Source organism: Bacillus sp. R86525 (assembly GCF_042466195.1).
GTDB classification, from domain to species: Bacteria; Bacillota; Bacilli; order Bacillales; family Bacillaceae_G; genus Bacillus_A; species Bacillus_A nitratireducens.
Window position 1 is genome coordinate 2881028 of sequence record NZ_JAXHPX010000007.1, and the last position, 17106, is coordinate 2898133.

The window sequence follows — 17106 nt, forward strand, 5'->3', positions numbered from 1 at the left end:
CAGCTGACTAATGTCAGTGGGATTCTTGCTACCAAAGGCGAAGTCCATTTCTGGTATCGCTGACGTGCAAGGTTGCAGTGTGCCATTACCACTCCCACAACAGACCGTTTAGGTTCGTGGGCTACGGTACTGTGACCATACCGTACAGATTGTTGGTTCTCAAATATTTTTACGTCTTTTACATGACTATAAATAACCTATACCATGTTTTGCTATGCAAAAACGCTGCTTTCATCCCACGTCTAAAGACGCACTAAAGTCCTGCGTGGGATGAAAGCAGCGTAAATTCTGTAATTACTAATTTTCCGGAAAAATTCTATATTTCCTCTTTTATAAATTGATGTTCCTTCCCATGTCTTTTCTTAATTAAAATAGCTTTATACAAAGATGCTATACCTACTACAGCAAATATAATGATTATAGGAATACGAACAATATGTGGCAGGTAGCGAGGCAGAAAGAAAAGACGAACTTTTTCATCTACACTAAATATCTCAAAAATTAACGGTATTATACTTTGATGAATCAAAAAAAAGATCCCCATAAATACTAATAGAACAACAACAGCAAGTTTTTTCTTAGGTAATTCAGCCGCTATTCTGTTATTTTTCTTTTTGTTATCATCACGCAATATTTTCATGCCACTTTTCATTGCAAATAGCAACTCAGGGCCACTTTTTTCAAGTTTTAAGTAAGCAATTCGACCAAGCCCCCAAGCTAAAAACACTCCTGTACAAATGCCAGTCAGTACACCTAGCCATTGTATGAGCTCTATATGTAGTAATGTCCCAATCCATACAACTAACAAAGCGGGTATAGCTGTTGCTAATACCATCACCATCATTAACCATGTTGTTATAAACATTTTACTGGCACTCATATCATCACCTGAAATAACGGTTCCTTTTCCGCGACGATGAGGATCAGTTATTGGGATTAAGTTAAATACAGAAAACATCATAATAAGACCTGCAGCCCCACCGAGTAATGCCGGAATTATTGCAAATACCCAAGGATAAACGAAAGTAAGTCCGCTATAAATAGTGAAAATAATTGTTGTCAAAATTGCAATCGGGCCAATAGCTATCAACCAAGCAAATTGACGACCACACACATCAATCCGTTCTGCGCCAGGCGTCGTTAATGTTAACCATAATGCACTCCCATCAAACCCATATATATTGCAGGCAAACATACTTGTGAAAACAATCATAATTACCCCTGCCCAAGGCATTAAATACGATATATGAGCGCTTGTAACTAAAATACCATAAAACACTCCTATCCAAATACCCATCCGGAGGAAACGGCCTCGTTGTGGATCTCTTGCCCAACTTTTTAATTCTTTAGTAATTATTGCTCCAATTTTCGTTTCTGAAAAGATTCGGAGAGCTTTTCTATGTTTATTAGTAGTAATCGTATCTTGGATTTTCTTAGTATCCTTCACTGTATTTTTCATCAGTAATGTCGTCCATATAAATAAAAGCAGTCCGCATAATATTGTTAAAACAATTAAAAAAACAAAAGCTAATAACCAATTGGATTGAATAGCAAACTCTACAGCAAGTATCGCCCAACTAGACGGAAACATGTAAAGAAATGTAGGTTCGTTTAGTGTTACCCGATTAATAGCAGGAAGTGCATACCAGCCTACATTTAAAAACGCAATGATGAAACCAAAGAGCATTGCTCCCACTTCCATACCTATTCTTGATTTCATCGTCTCACCAATAATACTAGCTACTACTTTTGATAACAGCACCACAAATATTAACTGTAAAATAATTGCTGGAACTGCAACTATAGTTGCATATAAGCTAACCCTAGCTGCGTAAATTAATAATCCTACGTAGGCTATAAGACTAACAAGTGGCCCTAATCCTATAAAAGCTACAACGAGTAACGCCCTAGCAAGTTTAAATGAAGTGAGTGGAAGCAGCGCGAAATATTCAGGACGTAACATTCCATCTCCCCCAGAAAGAATCGGGCCCAAAATCCACCCTACTGTCCACAGAGCGAATACCACATATAGAATACTTTTTGAAACGTTATGTTCTGTAGGATAAAAAGAAAAGAGCACAATGGTTCCAATTGCAATCAATAAACCAACTATTCCTATAATAGTTAAAAGAACTGCTTTACCACTATTCATTGAATTTTTTAGGATTGATAACTTCATTCGAATCAAAACACTAACCAAGACAGTTCTCCTCCTTTAACAGCAGGAATGCCTACTAGCTGAACGAAAATATCTTCGAGCGTTTCATCACCGCAAACATCTTCCATTGTTCCTGAAGAAACCACTTTTCCTTTGGAAATAATTGCAACGTGATCACAAATTTGTTCAACTAACGCCATGACGTGACTTGAAAATACTACTGAACCACCAGAACTAACAAATTTCTGTAAAATCTTTTTAATAGTAGTTGCAGAAATAGGATCTACCGCCTCAAATGGTTCATCGAGAATGAGTAATTTCGGTGCATGGAGGAGTGCAAGTGCAAGACCAATTTTTTTACGCATGCCAGTAGAATAATTGATAACTAGCGTTCCTTCAGCATTATTCAATTCTAGTATTGTAAGTAATTCTTCTGTTCGTCGATTAACTTCTTTAGCACTCATTCCCCTTAACAGGCCCATATATGTTAATAATTCGCGACCAGTAAGTCTTTCCGGCAAGGCCAATCCATCTGGTAATACCCCGATCAATGTCTTTGCTTGTGCCGGATTTCCCCAAACATCAACCCCAAAAACTTTAGCGTACCCGCCATCTGGTCGTAATAAACCAACAGCCATCGACAACGAAGTAGTTTTTCCTGCCCCATTAGGGCCAACAACTCCATAAAAAGATCCCCTCGGAACAGTTAAATCAATATGATTGACTGCAATAAACTCGCCGAATAGTTTATACAGCTTCGAAATTTGTAGTGCGGGAGCAGATTCCTCCCATTCAGGTTCCCCTGAAATCGATTCAAAAGATTTCATAAAATGGACTCCTCCTTTGCAAATTTAATATCTGATTGTAAATCTCAATACCTTTACTTATCGGTTTGTATTGCTAGAACGTATTTAATTTAAAAATTAAAATGGCGAAAGTTTTTCTTTAATTACAATACTGTGCTACCAGATCATTCAAATATTCAATGTTTGTAGCAGATACATTTTCAGATATTCTAGCCGCAATAATAATAGGTGCCCATTGAAAAATCTCATTTCTTGATATTCGGGTATTCCTGCAATATATATGTAAATACATTTCAGCTAATTCTACAGAAGATTGTGAGTACAACAAGTATGTTCGAAACACATCTGCCCGAATATCACCTAAACTAGCATCAACCCAATCTATAGTTTTCACATAATCATTACTCATAATTAAATTAAACGGATGAAAATCACCATGACATAATCTTGGTTCAAACACAATTGAATCCATTTTGCTCAATATATTCTTCTTTTGTTTCTCATCTAGATTTTGAACAGATTGAATTTGACGATAAAGTCTCTCTTCCATCTGTTCTATTTCATCCGATCTTACAGAAATAGCATGAATCTTTTGTTGTTCATTAACACAAATACTTATGTAATGCTCTGCTTCACTTAAATTATTTAGCAGAAGCTCACCAATACTTTTCCCTTTTACATATTCCATAATAATCGCTTGTCTACCTTGTATCTCTGTAACTTCAAACACTTTAGGAACGTGTAAACCACGTGAATATGCATACTTCTGTTTTTGTGCTTCATATAGAGATTCTGTATTAGGGAGGTATTCTTTAAATAATTTCACAACTTTATTATTACAAAGGTAAATTTCAGCAGTATTTCCTTTTGCTATCGGATTTCCCAGATTCAATTCATTTCTCTCCTTACAGTAAATTAGGATAACGCCTTATACTCCTCTATAAATTCAGTGTAATTATGCTGAAACCCTTCTTCATGGAAATGCAAAAAACCTACCACCTCCTATAATTATATAGAAAGTGGTAGGTTTAATTTTCTAGGAGTATCTGAATGAAAATCCGGTGTATGCAAGATTGAAAATTTATACCCATGTTGTATAAATAATACTTCATTATGTTTACTTTCAAATGGAACACTATTTTTCTTAAATTTATTTTGGATTCGTTCTAAAAATACTTGATCAGTTGTTCCGAAAGAAACATGTACTTTCGGTGGTAAAGCTTTCATCGCAATTGGAATCCAAGGCCTCTGCCACCAAGTCGCAACAATATATGCAGTGCCACCAATAACAAAGTTGAAAATATCCCCATCTTCCATCGTTTTCATATTTAAATTTGATTTCAACCATTCCCTAAATACGGGTACACTTTTAACGGGAAGACCAATTTCCCTTACGTATAAAATGTTTAACGGTGAATGCGGGACTAATACATCTTCTTTAACATAACTATGTGCAATAATTTCGAGAAGATTTCCATCACCGTCTTTAAAGTATAAATTGAATAGATCGTTCTCCTCACCAATTGTATGACCATCTTTCCATTTCACAATGAGTAATCCAGACTCTTTAAGCCATTTTGCCGTTTCATGAAACTTTGAATATGGGATCTCAAAGGCGAAATGCGCAGGTGCAATTGGTTCATACACTTCTTGAAAGCTAATTGTTGTATACGGTGTTACTTCAAATTGAATATATGATGCGGTTTCTTTTTTTATTTGAAAAGATAATATGTCCTTATAAACTTGCTTTACCCCTTCTATGGAAACCGTTTGTAGTTTTATATCTGAAATATGTGTAATCATATTAAATCCCCCCTATTTTATTCTATTTATTCGTATTGTATTACACTTATAAACAGATAAAATCAAACGGAAGGATTGATTTTTCATATGAAAACTACAACTTTAGTATGAATCGTCTAAATCCAATTACTTTTAATTTCCTCTATAACAACTTCTGGTTTATCCCAGTGTAACAAATGTGTAATATCAGGAATTACTTTTACGTTAAAATACACTATGATTTAACAGCAATAATCATAAACCTTTTTGAATTCGTACGAATCCCTTTTTCGGAACTATTAGCGTCAATGAACTTTTGTAAAATATTAAAGTCCTCTTCTTTTTCTCCAAATCTAGGAATAATAGGCGTATGTTTTAATAAGAAAATGAGATCCTCAGGAGTACTGTAATAATCGGTTACATCATATTCACGTACTTGCACGAGTTCAAATCCTGCACTAATAAGTTCATCCATATACTTATCTTTTAACGTTCCATCTTTTTCACCTAAGCATTGCCCTCTACCAAATGCTTCTTTAAGATTTAATTTATCATGTTCGCTAACTTGTTGTGTTAAGAAAAAAGCACCTTTTTTTATTACTTTTGCCAATTCAGATGCTACAAACGGCGCATGACAACTTGAAGCAATATCAAAATGAGCATGCGGAAACGTTAAAGCTTCAGAATCCATTTGAAGAAATTCAACGTTTTGTACACCGGCTTTATTCAAATTGGAATGTGCTGTTTTGATCATTCCAATAGAATTATCTATTCCAATTAATAATTTGGCTGAAGATGCTATGTTAAGTACATTTTCTCCTCCACCTGTACCAACATCAAGTAAAATATGTGATGGTTTACATCTTACTTTCACTTCGCTATAAAAGTCCCAGGTGTCCCCTACAGTCTCACATTTTAGCTTACTAAAATCCCAGCCGTTTTCACTTCCCACTTTATCATAAAAGTTTTTGTACTCTAATTCATTCATTTTATTATTTCCCCTTTGCAAAAATGTATTAAATGTTTATGATGATCCCCGAAATAGACTCAAAGTTGATATTTTCGTAAATCTCCTTTTATATCTGGTACGCATTTTTTCAGCCCCGAACAACTAGTTACTTCGAACGATACAGCATTTCATCTATATCACCTCATCTGGAAGACTGTATATATAATAACCTATAACACTATTTAATTATATATTATAAAATATAAATTATTAAAACGATATGTTTCGACACATCACATTTAGTTTACATAATAATATTATAGTTTGTTTTTATCGATATATTCTAAATGTCCTCTTCCCCAACCACACATACTATCCAAAACAATACTGACTGTTTTTCCATGCTCAGTTAAGCTATATTCCACTTTAGGTGGTATTTCTTGATAAATTTCGCGTTTTATTAGTTGATCGTGCTCTAATTCACGAAGCTGCTTCGCTAATGTTCCTTGAGAAATGTCTGGTATTAATCGCTTTAATTCACCAAACCGTTTCGTTCCATCTGTTAATAATATAAATAAAATGAGTGGTTTCCATTTACCTCCGATTATTTGTAATGTTGCTATTACCCCTTTTAATTTCGGATCCTCTAAATTCATTTTCCTCACCACTCCCCCCAGTAATTTTTTATATTATGTATCCATACAAAAAGCGATTAGTACGAAATTCGCGACTAAGTACATATAAAGTGCGTACTTTTCAGTAGTCATTTTTTAACGAATAATAAAATTAACACAACTTATTTTAAATCTTATATTAAGGGAGATGTTTAATCATGTCTATTACTGTGTTAAAAGATAAACATATCGTTATCATTGGCGGGAGTTCTGGTATTGGATTAGCAACAGCAAAACAAGCAATTGAACAAGGCGCACATGTTATTATTGCAGGCCGTTCAGAAGAAAAATTAATGATTGCTCGAGAAGTAATAAATAACAACCATCTTCAAACTTATGTATTGGATAACCAAGATAAAAACCAATTACAAGATTTTTTCAAGAAAGTTGGGAATTTTGATCATTTATTCACACCAGGAGCCTCTTACACACTTGGACCAATAACTGCTACGGATGATATCGCCGAAAGCAGCTTTATCGGAAAGTTTTGGCCACAATATTATGCCGTAAAATATGCAATTCCTTTTCTCTCAAACTCTGGATCTATCGTATTAATGTCCGGTGCATTTAGTCAAAAGCCACTTAAAGGAGCGCCTGCTTACGGAGCTTGTAATGGCGCTATTGAAAGTTTAGGAAAAGCTTTAGCTGTTGAACTAGCTCCAATTAGAGTTAATGTTGTTTCTCCTGGAACGATACAAAGGAAAAATGAACAAAACGAAAATAGGCTAGCTGCTTATGAAGCTTATAAATCTCTTTCTCTTGTACAGAGACCTGGGCATAATGATGAAATTGCACATACTGTCCTGTATTTAATGCAAAATGGCTTTACTACAGGCAATGTATTGTTTCCTGATGGAGGATACACATATCATTAATTTAAGATTCAACTGTAAATTATCTTGAAGGTTTTTATTTAAACACAATTTCCAGTAGGTATAAAATTTTTTAACTTCCTCCACATATTTTTGTAATTTAGTTGATGAATCAAACCGACAAGCCCTTTAGCTATACATTTTTGAGCACAATAAAATAAAAAAAAGGCATAAAATATGCCTTTTTTTACTTATTTGTTAATTGGATAACAAACCTCTGTAACCCACTTATCAGGATCCGATTCCATCGCTGGGCTCACATGATAAATATTAAACATCGGGCCTGCTAATTCGTAACCTTCTGTCTCAATCCATTTTGCTGCAGCCTCATTTACAGCTGTCATTTGTTCATAACTTCCATTAACCGTTATAGAAGCTACATGAGTTGATTCTATATTTTTAAATGTAACATCTTTTGTATTTTCATGCTTACCTAAAATACTTAGCTGTATTTCTACATCTACATCATTTTCTTTGTATTCACGATCATGGAAAACCGCAATACTATAACTCGGATGGGCAATATTAATATTTTTCATTTGTATTTCTTGCATTAATATACCCCATAAATCCCCTTCGTGATTATAAGATGGAATAACCTTTCTAACACTAGCTACATTTCTTTCTGGAATTTCCTTTATTGAAATATGATAGTTCATCTCAACAACATCCTCTCTCATCGTTTTCATTGAGTCTTCGAGGAGACGTAATTGTTTTTGGAGGTTATTCATGTCTTCTTTAATTTGAGTACTACGATTTAGAAATTGCTCCTTTATACTATCTATATTATCGCATTCTATTATTTCTTTAATGGTAGCGATATTAAACCCCATATCTTTTAACGTTTGGATTCGATTTACTTTCTTTAATTGAGCTGCTGAATAATATCGATAACCACTTTGCTCATCAACTTTTACTGGCTGTAATAGCTCCACTTTATCGTAATGTCTCAACATACGTATACTAATGGAAGATAGTTTTGAAAAATCTCCAATTTTAAACATGGTTTCCTCCTAAAAATTCTATCTACTTCGAAGCTCAACTTTAGCTTAAACAATGACATTATGTGAGAGTCAACTATTTTTAACAACTTAAATTATATTTCTTCAATTATTTACCCTTATACTTTCTTACTCCTCAAGGCTATAAATATTGATATCAGTCCGTTCACAGCTAATAAAATTACTGTAATACTAGCGAGTAAAGCTACATCCGCTGCAAACAATTTAGTCGTATGCCACGGTGAATTTGTGCAATAAATAAGAAGTGGGATCAAAATAATAGATAATAGTAGAAATATACTCCCAACGAACAGCCTAGTTATTTTTTTACAAGTTTTCTTACGTTTATACTTTTTCACTAACATAATTGATGTAATAATGAGTGAGAGTGTGACTATCGACATAACAATTTGTGTGAATGGTATGTTTTTAGGGATATCACCAGGTTTTTCCCCGTTCAAAATACTAATAATCCCCTTTTTCAATACCGTTAGTGCTGTTTCTTCTAATACATGATTTTTATTCGTTAAAATCACACCAGCCCAGCCGCTTTTATTTAAAATAAACATTTCTGCACGAGCATCGGGCGTTGATCCTGAATGCCAAACCATCGTTTCGCCTTCATTTATATTTGTTGTTCTTAATCCAAACCCATAACTTTTTTCTGAATTTATTTTATAAAGCGGTGATAGATAAAGATCCATGCTTTCTTTCTTTAAAAATTGAGTGTACTCTCGGTGATTCAAAAACATTATAAATTGAATCATATCTTCCAAATTCGCGGTAATATAACCATACGGTGCTCCAGCATTATCATAAGACACTACACTTTTTCTTGGTATACCAAACCACGACTGATAACCTGTTAAATAGCCTTTTTCATATGCACTATCTTTATTTGCTGCCGCACCATTCATTTTTAATGGCTGAAAAACATGCTTTTCTATATATGAAGAATATGTTTCATTTGTGACTGCCTCAATAAGGGCACCAAGTATCATATAATTTGCATTACTATATTGATACTTTTCCCCTGGTGGAGCATTTAATTTTACTTTTGAAAGTTTCGTTACATTTTCTTTTAATGCTTTAGAACTCTTTAATTGTTTATCTGATAATGCTAAGCCTTCATATGTATTTATTCCACTTGTATGAGTTAGTAGATGTTGGATTGTTATATTTGAAGTTGATTGTGTATCTTTTAGTTTAAACGAAGGAAGATGTTGTTGAACTGAATCCTCTAATTTTATTTTTTTATCTTCTATTAACTTGACTATAGCTAAAGCTGTTAAAGATTTACTTATTGAACCGATTGCAAACGGCGTTTTACTTGTTACCTTTTTTTCAGACTCTCCAGTAATTCCCCACGATTTTGCGAAGAATACATCTTTATGATGTACAATTGCAACAGAAGCTCCTGGAATCTTCTGCTCCTTTATAAATTTTTCAATGTACTTATCTAAAGTAACTTTAATATTTTGCTCAGCATAAACTTTTGGATGTACGATACATAATATTAATACATTACAAAGAATACAAATTTGAAATAGTTTATAGATAGTTTTCTTCATTATACTTTAGATAGCTTTCTTTTTTTATAACTTACTAGGCTAATAAATACTAATATAGAGAGCGTAAAACTAAACATTATTAATATATAGTTCCACCATTGATTCTCTGCTATACGATATAAAAGATTAAAATTAAATGTATTTTTGCTATTAGCTCCGTTAAATGATTCGGTTAAAAATAGTGAAAGTGTAGTTTGTGAGATGAGGTAAGTAATAACTGCGATTAATATGCCACCTAAGATAAATGTGCTCGAATTTCCCTTTTCATTTTGAAGTTGTCTCATTTTAGCTTGTAGGTCAATTTCATTTATTTCTAAAAAATCTTGAACAAATAATTGAGGCGTACCTAGATCATTTATACTATCCTCCCCATTTTCACGACATTCTTGAACATGCTCTAATATTTGTTGCTTAATATTTTCCCTTTCTTCTAAGCTGATATCGTATTGCTCTAATTCCTTAAGTACGTCAGTTAAAAATTGCTTTTCTTTACCGTTTAATTCATTCCTCATTTCAGAAGGTCTCCTTTCAAACCGCTTTTTAATAATATTTGAATATCAGATTGCAATTCTAACCATTCATTAATTTTCTTCTCAAGACGTATTTTCCCGTTTTCATTAATTTCATAATAGATTCTAACTTTACCACTGTCTGTTACTTCTTGATAAGTATTTACCCACTCTTGATTTTTTAACTTAGTTAAAATAGGGTAAATACTTCCTACTCCTTTCAATTTTAAATTGTATACTTCAAGTTCTTTCATAATTTCATAACCATAACTTTTCTTTTTCGACAAAATAGATAACACACACATTTCTAAATGACCTTTAATTAAACTTGTTTTGTTCATAGGATAAATTTAACAGAAATATATACTTCATTCAAGTATATATTTCTGTTAAATTTAAAAATTCTAATAATTATACAATCACTAAAAAAGCAGCATATTCTTTTTGTTTATTATCCAAATAACCTAAATTATCATCCTCAAAAGAACATTTTTATACGTCAATAATTACATAATAAATAATCATAATTAACGATTTAAAACTAACTCTCGCAGATAAATATAAATGTATTTATATCTTAGAAAGACTAACAAAACTTAAACATAAATGCCAACCTGTAATACCTTTCAGTTTAAAATTTAAGAATAATTTATATTAGTATTACAAATAGATTTTTCTTGCTATATGGGGTAGCGTCAGGATAATGCCGATTTACAACGTTAAGGAAATTCCAACTTAAAAAGCCCAACTTCTCTGCAAAACAAAATAGAGAAAGTGAGCTTTTCAGTTACTTCATTATTTTTATTTGAACTAATATAAAACTGCTAAGTTGATTTTTTAGCTCAGCTATTTATTGAATTCATTAACTGGAAGAAGTATTCAGGTTTATGAGTCTTATTTAGGTTATACCATGAATGTAATGTGTCGGGTGCAAATACATCTAATTTTTTCAGTACTTCCATCGCAAATTCCAGAGGAGCTATTCCTGATGCAGTAACTAAATTCGCAGCAGATACCGCGGATCTCAACTCATAGAACTTTTCTCCTTTATAGTTAGGACATACCATTTTAGTGTATTCTAAATTATTACTTGTATGCTTTCTAGTATCTAAGTATCCCATATTCGCAAGGGCCTCAGTTGCACCACAAATTGCAGCAACAATAGTGCCAAGCTTTAAAGCTTGGCCAATTCTTTCCAAGATAGGTTGATGAATTTCTTCACTCCAAGTAGTCCCTCCTGGTAAAATCAAAAGATCTTTACTCTCAAAAGTACATTCATCAAGGGAAATATCTGGTTTTATGCTCAGTCCTCCCATAGTAGTAATCATTTCTTTATTAGCTCCTACTGTAATTACTTTTAAAGGTACTAAATCTTTTTTGAAATATCTTCCTGAGTTTAGTTCAGCAATTAAATATCCATATTCCCAGTCCGACATTGTATTAAATACATATAGAAAAACTTTTTTTGTTTGCATCCAATAACACTCCAATCACAATTGATATAGCTATTATAATATAACTTCCCTGACAGTTAACGTCAGGGAAGTTATCATACTTGATGAAATTTTATTAATTCCGACAGAACTTCAATAAGTCTTTTCTTAAGACTTATTGGCTCAATAACTTTAATAGATTTATTGTACGGTAAAAGTAAGTAAGGTACATATGTATGTATCATATCTTTTTCAAGAAGAAAAACTGCTTGATTTGAAGTCCGTTCTTGTAAATAATGTCCTAAAAACCAATGTTGGCAAATATCAGCCAATACACTTTTATCCCCATTAATAACCAAAGAAATAATCCCTTCCTTATCTTCTATAGTTGGAAGAAGATTTTTTATAAAAAAGTCACGTGCTGAAAAATTTTCTGGCCGGTTAAACTTATTTTCGGTTAGCATTAGACTTTCAATTCGATCTACTCTAAAACTACGGATATCATTCCTAAGATGACAAAATCCAATCACATACCACTTATTATTCCAATAGATAATTCTGTACGGATCGACCAATCTATAATTTAATTGCTTTTTGCCACTTTTATAGTAAAGAATTTTTACTGAGTACCCGTCAGCTACGGCCTGCTCCAACTCCTTCAAAAAAGGTTCCATAGAGAGTGAACTTAATCGACTTATTACTTCTAGACTAGTTAAATGTTGGTTTATCTTTGCTTCCTGCTCTTGATTTGAGTATTTACTTAGTTTTGAAATGGCCCTATTTAGTGCTTCACCTCCATAATATCCGGCTTCTTCCACAAAAACAGCAGCGTGAAATAGTGAAGTTTGCTCCTCAAAATCAAAAAAAAGAGGAGCCTCAATAAAATTGTTCAATAAAGTGTATCCACCGTTATGTCCTGGTTCTGAAATTATAGGTACGCCACTTGTTGAAATTGTATCAATATAACGATACACAGTCCTTATATTCATCTCTAACTTTTCTGAAATTTGTTTTGCAGTAATTTTTTTACCTGAGCGAAGCATCCATAGAATTGCTAACATATTGTCAATTTTAGGCATATAATTCCACCTCTATATGGAATTTATTTCCTATTATATATTTCTGATTTTTGGTATAACTCATCAACTGTTCCTTTCCGATAGCTTTCTATATAATGAGGCCCTAGACACATTTGTAATTTCACAAATTTGATTTACAGTCATATCTCCCTCTTTATAAAGCTTTACTGCATAATTCATTCCTGCATGATTTTTATGGTACTTCTTTAACCGACCTTTAAATTTCCCTTCTTTCTTAGCCAGTTCAATCCCTTCACGCTGCCGCATACGGATAAGATTACGTTCTAATTGGTTTACACCCGCCATAACCGTAATTAAGAATTGGCTGTAGGGATTATCTTCTGATAAATCTAGCCATGTATCTTTTAAGGATTTTAAATTTGCCTTTTTACTCCGTATGTTATCGATTAATTCAAATAAATCTTGTGTACTACGAGTAATCCGAGTTAAGTCCGTAACATAAATGATGTCACCTTCTTGTATATCCTCTAACATTTTTTGAAGTTGCTCACGATCTTTTGTTGTTCCGGAAACTTTTTCTTTAAAAATAATATCCATTCCGATTTCATTCAGTTGCTGAAATTGCCTTGAAGGATTCTGGTTAGTTGAACTGACACGTATATAACCGATTTTCCGCAAAATATCACCTCGTTTTTGAGACAAGTCTTATGAGACGCTCTTAACTATGATTTTATCAGTCTTCTACACTTGTATCAATAGAGTACACTCTATTGATATATAATTGAACTAATTAACTGAATAATTACAGAAATAAGATGATACTGTATGAAAATGGCGAGAGGTAGCGAATTACTTACACTGGAACAGCGACAAGCCTTTATACAAATTTCTGAAGATGAGTGGGTGCTAGAAACCTACTACGCTTTTTCCAAGCGAGATTTAGAAATTATAAATAAGCGAAGGAGGAAAAATTAGATGCTTTTGAGGTTTTAGGTACCCCTATATTATGTTAAAGAAACTCTTCTTCAACATAAAAACTCATTTGCAGATTATTGCAAATGAGTTTTTAATCCCTAACTGACCACTATTTTTTATTCTTCTTAATTTAATTATTTTTCTCCAGACATTCATAAACTGCCATCATTTCCCGCTTATTCAACTCACGAATTCGATTAAATATTAGAATGTCTGCAACATCCTCAGTTCGTAAGTTTTCATCCACAACATCACTAACTTTTCCAGTTAACCATGTTTGTACATCCATGCCATCAATAATTTCTTTAAGCCCTTCATCATTAATACCACTTGCATTACAAGTTATACATGGAATTGTTAATTTAAACACGCCATCATGTAGATTATCTTCGGTTATAACTTTTTTCCCGTTACAGAATCGACATGGGTTGCTTTTTTTAATTTTATTAATTTGGGTAACTAATTTTTTATAACCAAATGCTTCATACACATATGTTAATTTTTTATATTTTCCATTTGTGAAATACTTATCTATGATAGTTTCTCTTGTTTCATTGATATTTTGGAAATCACAAATAGTCACCTTATTATTATTGCTGATTGATTCGATATTACCTTTAATTTCGCCCCAGAATGGTAAAACATTTTGTAACACCATTTCATAGTTTGAAAAGCTTGCTTGTTCTAATTCAAACATTTTCAGTGCGACTTGTGTTTTCCTAGGCAGTAAAGAGACATCTTCTGTCATAATCATATTGTCACCTACGATGGATTTCAATTTGATGAGTACAGGTAAATCTCCTACAATTTTTATTATTTCATTAAGCGGCTGATTGATAATTTCACGAATATCTGTATCTCCAAATTTAAGCGGTTTATGATGATTTAAAACCGTCCCCTTACAAATTGGACATGTCATCATTTCTTTAGAAGACTTAATTTCTTCTTTAATTGCTGCTTTAGAAATAACAATATATCCACCGATGATTGTATTAAACCCTACCCATGTTCTACGTGTCTTGCCTTTCTTATCATAAAATGACTTATCAAAATAGCCGTACCAAAATGTATGTTTTTCTTCCTCAGACATATCATTATAGCTCTTTGACAAATCATGACCAAGCTCATTTTTGATTTCTTCAAATAGAAATTCTATTTTTTCATATTGATAAAATTTTAATACTTTCATGATTTCAGGATCGAATAGACCATCCCAAAATGGAACATTTTTATCTTGAATTGTAATTTCTTTATCAAAAACTTCAATTTGAAGACGTCCCGAACATGATGGGCAATGATTATCCTGAGAATAGAAATCGAAGCTTCTCGTATCTTTATTAGTCGGATGAGCAGCTACAATATGATTGATCAATCCACCAATTTCATAAAAGAAACTATATTGACTATACAAATGTCTCTCGAGATCAATAGCAACAACAGGTGCAATTGTATCAGATTCGTATTCACCGTAAATTAAACGCGCCATTGATGATAAGCTTTTTAATATGCCACCCTTATAGATGTTTTCTGCATTTTTAAAATAATCAATATGATTTTCTTCTAAGTAATTAATTCCACTTTGTTGATTCAGTGTTGAAGAAATATGTATTTGCTCAGCATTATTCAGACTGCTTTTTTGACGATAATAATCCTCATGACTTACTACATCAAGACGCTCTATAGATTCAAGCTGTCTTTTTCCAAAATCGACAATATAATCAGAGCTTTCTAACATGTAACTATTATGTTCAATCATAATGATAGAGACTGATTCATCTTGCAATATCCCTCTAACACTATCTATAAATTGATTTAAAATATTTTGTGATAACCCTTTTGAAGGCTCATCAAAAATAAATAATGTATGAGGGTTTCTTGTTTTTGCAAATAACTCAGAAACTAAATGAACACATTGAAACTCACCCGTTGATAATGTTTGTGTTTTTCGTTCTAATGTTAAATAGCCCAGTCCTAATTTGATTAGTAGGTTCAAACGTTTATACGCAATATCTTCATTTGGAATTTCATCAATAATATCCTCAATTGAGCGCTCAAACATATCATCAATTTCTTCACTATACTTTGTCAGTTTCTTTTTAATATCTAAGAAAGTTGCTACAGTTGATCGACTTGTAATCGATTGGTTTCGATCTTGCCCTACCATAACTAGTTTATCTTTTGGATATCGTTTCAAGAAATCTGTAGCTAAGCATTCATTGACAAGTGTAGATTTCCCGCATCCAGACTCTCCTGTAACAGTTACAAGTCTATTTTTAGGAATCTGAAACTCAGTCATTTGGATATTTCGGCAATATAATTCATGGAATGTATAATATTCTGTTGGCATTTCGTAATTTCGTTCTGATAGTATTGGCTTTGGCCTTGGTGATTCTTTTACGATTTTTCCACCATATTTTCCACTACCAGGTCCGAAGAACATTTGCTCATCCGTTGTATCCAGTACTGTATCTGAATGATCAATGAGCCAAATTTGATTTTTGCACCCTAATTTTTTGATCTCTTCTAATATTTGTAATAATGTTTCGTGATCAAGCCCCACGGAAATCTCATCAATAATAATTACAGCATTTTCACTTACTGCCATGAATTCAGCTAAGTAAAGTCGTGTTAATTCTCCACCTGACAACGTACCCATAATTCGATTTAATGTTAAATAACCAATGTTCATATTAACTATATTTTGCAGTATATGTTGTTTTGCTTCGCTAATATTTAATTCTTCTGCTAATGAAAGAATAGATTCAACACTTAAATCGTTAATATCCGAAATTGTATGTAATTTAGAAAATAACTCAATAGTACGTTGCTCAACTTCCTCACTATAACGTTTCCCCTTACATTTTTTACACTCAATATTTTTAGTAGTACCACGTCCTTTACAGCCAGTACACCAACCTAATTGATTATTAAATGAAAAGACTTCAGGAGAAAGATTAAATTCTTCCGCTAGTTTTTCACGAATCTCTTTAAAAACACCTGTATGAGTACCAATCGTCGAACGCGGATTGGAAGAAATTGATGATTTACCTAAAAATAGTACTAAAGGCATTTCTTCCATTTTAATTGCACTAAAATTAGTTTCCATAATATTAGGAAATAAATATTGATATTCAGCCTTTGGCAATAAGGAAACTAGACGCTTCTTTGATTCTTCACCAATTGTTTGACAAAGAGTTGTTTTTCCAGATCCAGATAAACCAGCAATACCAAGTGATTTATTAAATGGAATGACAGTATCAAGTTTATTTATGTTATTAGCAATTAATTGATTTACTTTCATATTAACCTCTATTCTTATTTTTCCACAAAGTCATT

At 32.7% G+C, this 17106-nt stretch carries 15 protein-coding genes and 1 pseudogene; 2 read left to right on the forward strand and 14 right to left on the reverse strand.

The window, feature by feature from the left end:
* Positions 1-316: 316 nt before the first annotated feature.
* The 6 genes from SJY24_RS17415 to SJY24_RS17440 form a co-directional block, all read right to left on the reverse strand.
* Positions 317-2200, reverse strand: a complete 1884-nt coding sequence (locus tag SJY24_RS17415; RefSeq protein WP_377865608.1) for a hypothetical protein — start codon at positions 2198-2200, stop codon at positions 317-319.
* Entirely contained in the window at positions 2185-2985 is an 801-nt protein-coding gene (locus tag SJY24_RS17420; protein ID WP_377865609.1) for an ABC transporter ATP-binding protein, read from the reverse strand. Before SJY24_RS17420 ends, SJY24_RS17415 begins: the two co-directional genes overlap by 16 nt.
* Before the next feature lie 118 nt (positions 2986-3103).
* On the reverse strand, positions 3104-3856 hold the full coding sequence (locus SJY24_RS17425) for an aminoglycoside phosphotransferase family protein (protein ID WP_377865610.1): 753 nt from the start codon (positions 3854-3856) through the stop codon (positions 3104-3106).
* Between the two features lie 116 nt (positions 3857-3972).
* The gene (locus SJY24_RS17430; RefSeq protein WP_377865611.1) at positions 3973-4767 is read right to left on the reverse strand and encodes a VOC family protein; all 795 of its coding nucleotides are present in this window, start codon (positions 4765-4767) and stop codon (positions 3973-3975) included.
* Positions 4768-4981: 214 nt separating this feature from the next.
* Complete coding sequence (locus SJY24_RS17435; protein ID WP_097884702.1) at positions 4982-5734, reverse strand: class I SAM-dependent methyltransferase; 753 nt, start codon at positions 5732-5734, stop codon at positions 4982-4984.
* Between the two features lie 278 nt (positions 5735-6012).
* Positions 6013-6351 (reverse strand): winged helix-turn-helix transcriptional regulator, encoded by a 339-nt coding sequence (locus SJY24_RS17440; RefSeq protein ID WP_377867267.1) that lies wholly within the window; start codon positions 6349-6351, stop codon positions 6013-6015.
* A gap of 176 nt (positions 6352-6527) precedes the next feature.
* Between SJY24_RS17440 and SJY24_RS17445 the strand changes: the two genes are divergently transcribed.
* Complete coding sequence (locus SJY24_RS17445; protein WP_377865612.1) at positions 6528-7244, forward strand: SDR family oxidoreductase; 717 nt, start codon at positions 6528-6530, stop codon at positions 7242-7244.
* A gap of 188 nt (positions 7245-7432) precedes the next feature.
* On the opposite strand, the gene SJY24_RS17450 is transcribed toward SJY24_RS17445, so the two are convergent.
* The 7 genes from SJY24_RS17450 to SJY24_RS17480 all read right to left on the reverse strand — a co-directional run bounded on the left by SJY24_RS17450 (position 7433) and on the right by SJY24_RS17480 (position 13473).
* Complete coding sequence (locus SJY24_RS17450; protein ID WP_377865613.1) at positions 7433-8245, reverse strand: MerR family transcriptional regulator; 813 nt, start codon at positions 8243-8245, stop codon at positions 7433-7435.
* 116 nt (positions 8246-8361) lie between these two features.
* Entirely contained in the window at positions 8362-9813 is a 1452-nt protein-coding gene (locus SJY24_RS17455) for a serine hydrolase domain-containing protein (RefSeq protein ID WP_377865614.1), read from the reverse strand.
* A complete protein-coding gene (locus SJY24_RS17460; RefSeq protein WP_377865615.1) occupies positions 9813-10325 on the reverse strand; it encodes a DUF1129 domain-containing protein in 513 nt (170 codons plus the stop codon). The genes SJY24_RS17455 and SJY24_RS17460 overlap by 1 nt, the downstream gene beginning before the upstream one ends.
* Positions 10322-10627 carry a PadR family transcriptional regulator gene (locus SJY24_RS17465; RefSeq protein WP_377867268.1) on the reverse strand — a complete coding sequence of 102 codons (306 nt, stop codon included), beginning with the start codon at positions 10625-10627 and terminating at the stop codon, positions 10322-10324. The genes SJY24_RS17460 and SJY24_RS17465 overlap by 4 nt, the downstream gene beginning before the upstream one ends.
* Before the next feature lie 537 nt (positions 10628-11164).
* Complete coding sequence (locus SJY24_RS17470; protein WP_377865616.1) at positions 11165-11797, reverse strand: type 1 glutamine amidotransferase family protein; 633 nt, start codon at positions 11795-11797, stop codon at positions 11165-11167.
* Between the two features lie 74 nt (positions 11798-11871).
* Entirely contained in the window at positions 11872-12834 is a 963-nt protein-coding gene (locus tag SJY24_RS17475; RefSeq protein ID WP_377865617.1) for a helix-turn-helix transcriptional regulator, read from the reverse strand.
* A gap of 63 nt (positions 12835-12897) precedes the next feature.
* Positions 12898-13473: a recombinase family protein gene (locus tag SJY24_RS17480; protein WP_377865618.1), complete on the reverse strand. Its 576-nt coding sequence runs from the start codon at positions 13471-13473 to the stop codon at positions 12898-12900.
* 147 nt (positions 13474-13620) lie between these two features.
* Here SJY24_RS17480 and SJY24_RS17485 point away from each other — a divergent pair.
* Positions 13621-13764, forward strand: a pseudogene (locus SJY24_RS17485) (DUF4158 domain-containing protein); the annotation flags it as partial.
* Between the two features lie 136 nt (positions 13765-13900).
* Here SJY24_RS17485 and SJY24_RS17490 read toward each other — a convergent pair.
* On the reverse strand, positions 13901-17071 hold the full coding sequence (locus SJY24_RS17490; RefSeq protein ID WP_377865619.1) for an ATP-binding cassette domain-containing protein: 3171 nt from the start codon (positions 17069-17071) through the stop codon (positions 13901-13903).
* Between the last annotated feature and the right edge of the window lie 35 nt (positions 17072-17106).